The sequence below is a fragment of the Pseudomonas sp. genome, from assembly GCF_049645325.1.
Classification (GTDB): Bacteria; Pseudomonadota; Gammaproteobacteria; order Pseudomonadales; family Pseudomonadaceae; genus Aquipseudomonas.
Genome location: NZ_JBARTQ010000127.1, coordinates 1 through 2,067, shown reverse-complemented (window position 1 = coordinate 2,067; position 2,067 = coordinate 1). Strand labels below are relative to the sequence as shown.

2 protein-coding genes are annotated in these 2,067 nt (G+C 60.6%); one reads left to right on the top strand and one right to left on the bottom strand.

The genetic code is table 11. The features are described 5' to 3' along the window. Window positions 1–97: 97 nt before the first annotated feature. Window positions 98–1,348 carry a kynureninase gene (gene kynU, locus WBB95_RS05550; RefSeq protein WP_424486644.1) on the bottom strand — a complete coding sequence of 417 codons (1,251 nt, stop codon included), beginning with the start codon at window positions 1,346–1,348 and terminating at the stop codon, window positions 98–100. Window positions 1,349–1,492: 144 nt separating this feature from the next. On the opposite strand from kynU, the gene WBB95_RS05545 reads away from it, so the two are divergent. Continuing rightward, window positions 1,493–1,966 (top strand): Lrp/AsnC family transcriptional regulator, encoded by a 474-nt coding sequence (locus WBB95_RS05545; RefSeq protein WP_016974903.1) that lies wholly within the window; start codon window positions 1,493–1,495, stop codon window positions 1,964–1,966. The last annotated feature ends 101 nt before the right edge of the window (window positions 1,967–2,067 follow it).

The window sequence follows — 2,067 nt, the reverse complement described above, 5'->3', positions numbered from 1 at the left end:
GGCTTGCTCGCGAAGGCGGAGGGTCAGTCGACACATGTACTGGCTGATCTACCGCTTTCGCGAGCAAGCCCGCTCCCACATTGGTCTTGCAGTGTTCCTAAGTGACGCTGTTACGCACCTTGAATTGCGGCTGGTCCCAGGTGTGGTTGTCGAGGATTTCGCCGAGGATTTCCACGGCATCAAACACCTCGGTAAAGCTTGTATACAGCGGGGTAAAGCCAAACCGCATGATGCGCGGCTCGCGGTAATCGCCGATCACGCCACGGGCGATCAGCGCCTGGATAACGGCGTAGCCTTGCGGGTGTTCGAAACTCACATGACTGCCGCGTCGGGCGTGTTCGCGCGGGGTGATCAGCACCAGGCCGTGGGCGGCGCAGCGGGCTTCGACCGCGACGATGAACAGGTCAGTCAGCGCCAGGGATTTCACACGCAGGCTGGCCATGTCGGTCTGGGCAAAAATATCCAGGCCGCACTCCACCATCGCCAGCGAGGTGATTGGCTGCGTGCCGCACAAATACCGCGCAATGCCTGCGCTCGGCGCGTACCGGGCTTCCATGGCGAATTGGCGCGTGTGCCCGAACCAGCCCGACAACGGCTGGCGCACCACGTCCACCAACGCCGGGTTAACCCACACAAACGCCTGGGAGCCCGGCCCGCCGTTGAGGTATTTGTAAGTGCAGCCAATCGCGTAATCGGCACCGGCCTTGTGCAGGTCGATCGGCACCGCGCCGGCCGAATGCGCGAGGTCCCAGATGCTCAAGGCGCCGCATTCATGGCTCAAGGTGGTGAGCGCCTGCATGTCGTACATGTAGCCGGTCTTGTAGTTGACGTGGGTAAGCATCACCACCGCCACGTCCGCGTCGATGGCGTGCGGCAGTTCGTCCGGGCTGTTGACCAGCCGCAGGGAATACCCCTGTTGCAGCAGTTCGGCCAGGCCTTCGGCGATGTACAGGTCAGTCGGGAAGTTGCTCGCCTCACTGACGATCACCTTGCGCGTCGGCTGACGTTGGCGCTGCACGCTCAACGCGGCGCTGAGCACTTTGAACAGGTTGATCGAAGTGGTATCGGTGATCACCACTTCGCTGTCACGCGCGCCAATCAACGGCGCCAGGCGGTTGCCCAGGCGCTGGGACAAGTCCGCCCAGCCCGCGCTGTTCCAGCTGCGAATCAAGCCATTGCCCCATTCTTCGGCGATCACTGCCTGTGCCCGTTCCAGTGCCGCCACCGGGCGCGCGCCGAGGGAGTTGCCGTCGAGGTAGATCACGCCTTCCGGCAACGCGAACTGGTGGCGCAGCGGCGCCAGCGGGTCCTGGGCGTCGAGGGCTTGGCAGTGGCTTCGAGTGGTCATGGGCTGTCCTGGTTTTTATAAGTGACGATGGACCAAATAATGAACGAAGCTTTAGAGAATTTTCGTGCAAAGTGGCGGGCAACAGGCTAATTAAGCCGTAGGAAATTCGAATTTAACCTCCAAACACGCGGATTTATTCTAACCATGATTCTCGACGCCACCGACCTGCGCCTCCTGCATTTCCTGCAACAGGATGGCCGTATCAGCAACCAGGAACTGGCGGAAAAAGTCGCGCTGTCGCCTTCCGCCTGCCTGCGCCGTTTGCGCCTGCTGGAGAGCGAGGGAATCATCAGTGGCTACCGCGCGGTGTTGAACGCCGAGCAGTTGGGGATCGAGCTGGAGGCCATCGTGCACCTGTCGTTGCGCCAGGATGTGGAGGACTGGCACGAGACGTTTATCAAGAAGGTGCAGGGCTGGCCGGAGGTGGCCAGTGCCTATGTGATTACCGGCGCCAGCAACTATGTGTTGCGGGTGCAGGCGCGGAATTTGAAGCACTTCTCCGACTTCATCGTGAACCACCTGAACCGCACGGCCGGGGTGATGGATATACGCTCGGAGATTGTGTTGCAGAAGATCAAGGACCGCGATGAGGTGCTTGATCTGGTCATCCGCAAATAATCAGGCCCACCGCAAAACCCATGTGGGAGCTGGCTTGCCTGCGATAGCGGTAGTGCAGCCACTACTGCTATCGCAGCATAAGTATCTACACATCGTTGTAG

What these genes read in the sequence shown, in the direction of transcription:
- kynU (WP_424486644.1), bottom strand. Translation starts at nt 1,348, where the DNA reads ATGACCACTCGAAGCCACTGCCAAGCCCTCGACGCCCAGGACCCGCTG.
- WBB95_RS05545 (WP_016974903.1), top strand. Translation starts at nt 1,493, where the DNA reads ATGATTCTCGACGCCACCGACCTGCGCCTCCTGCATTTCCTGCAACAG.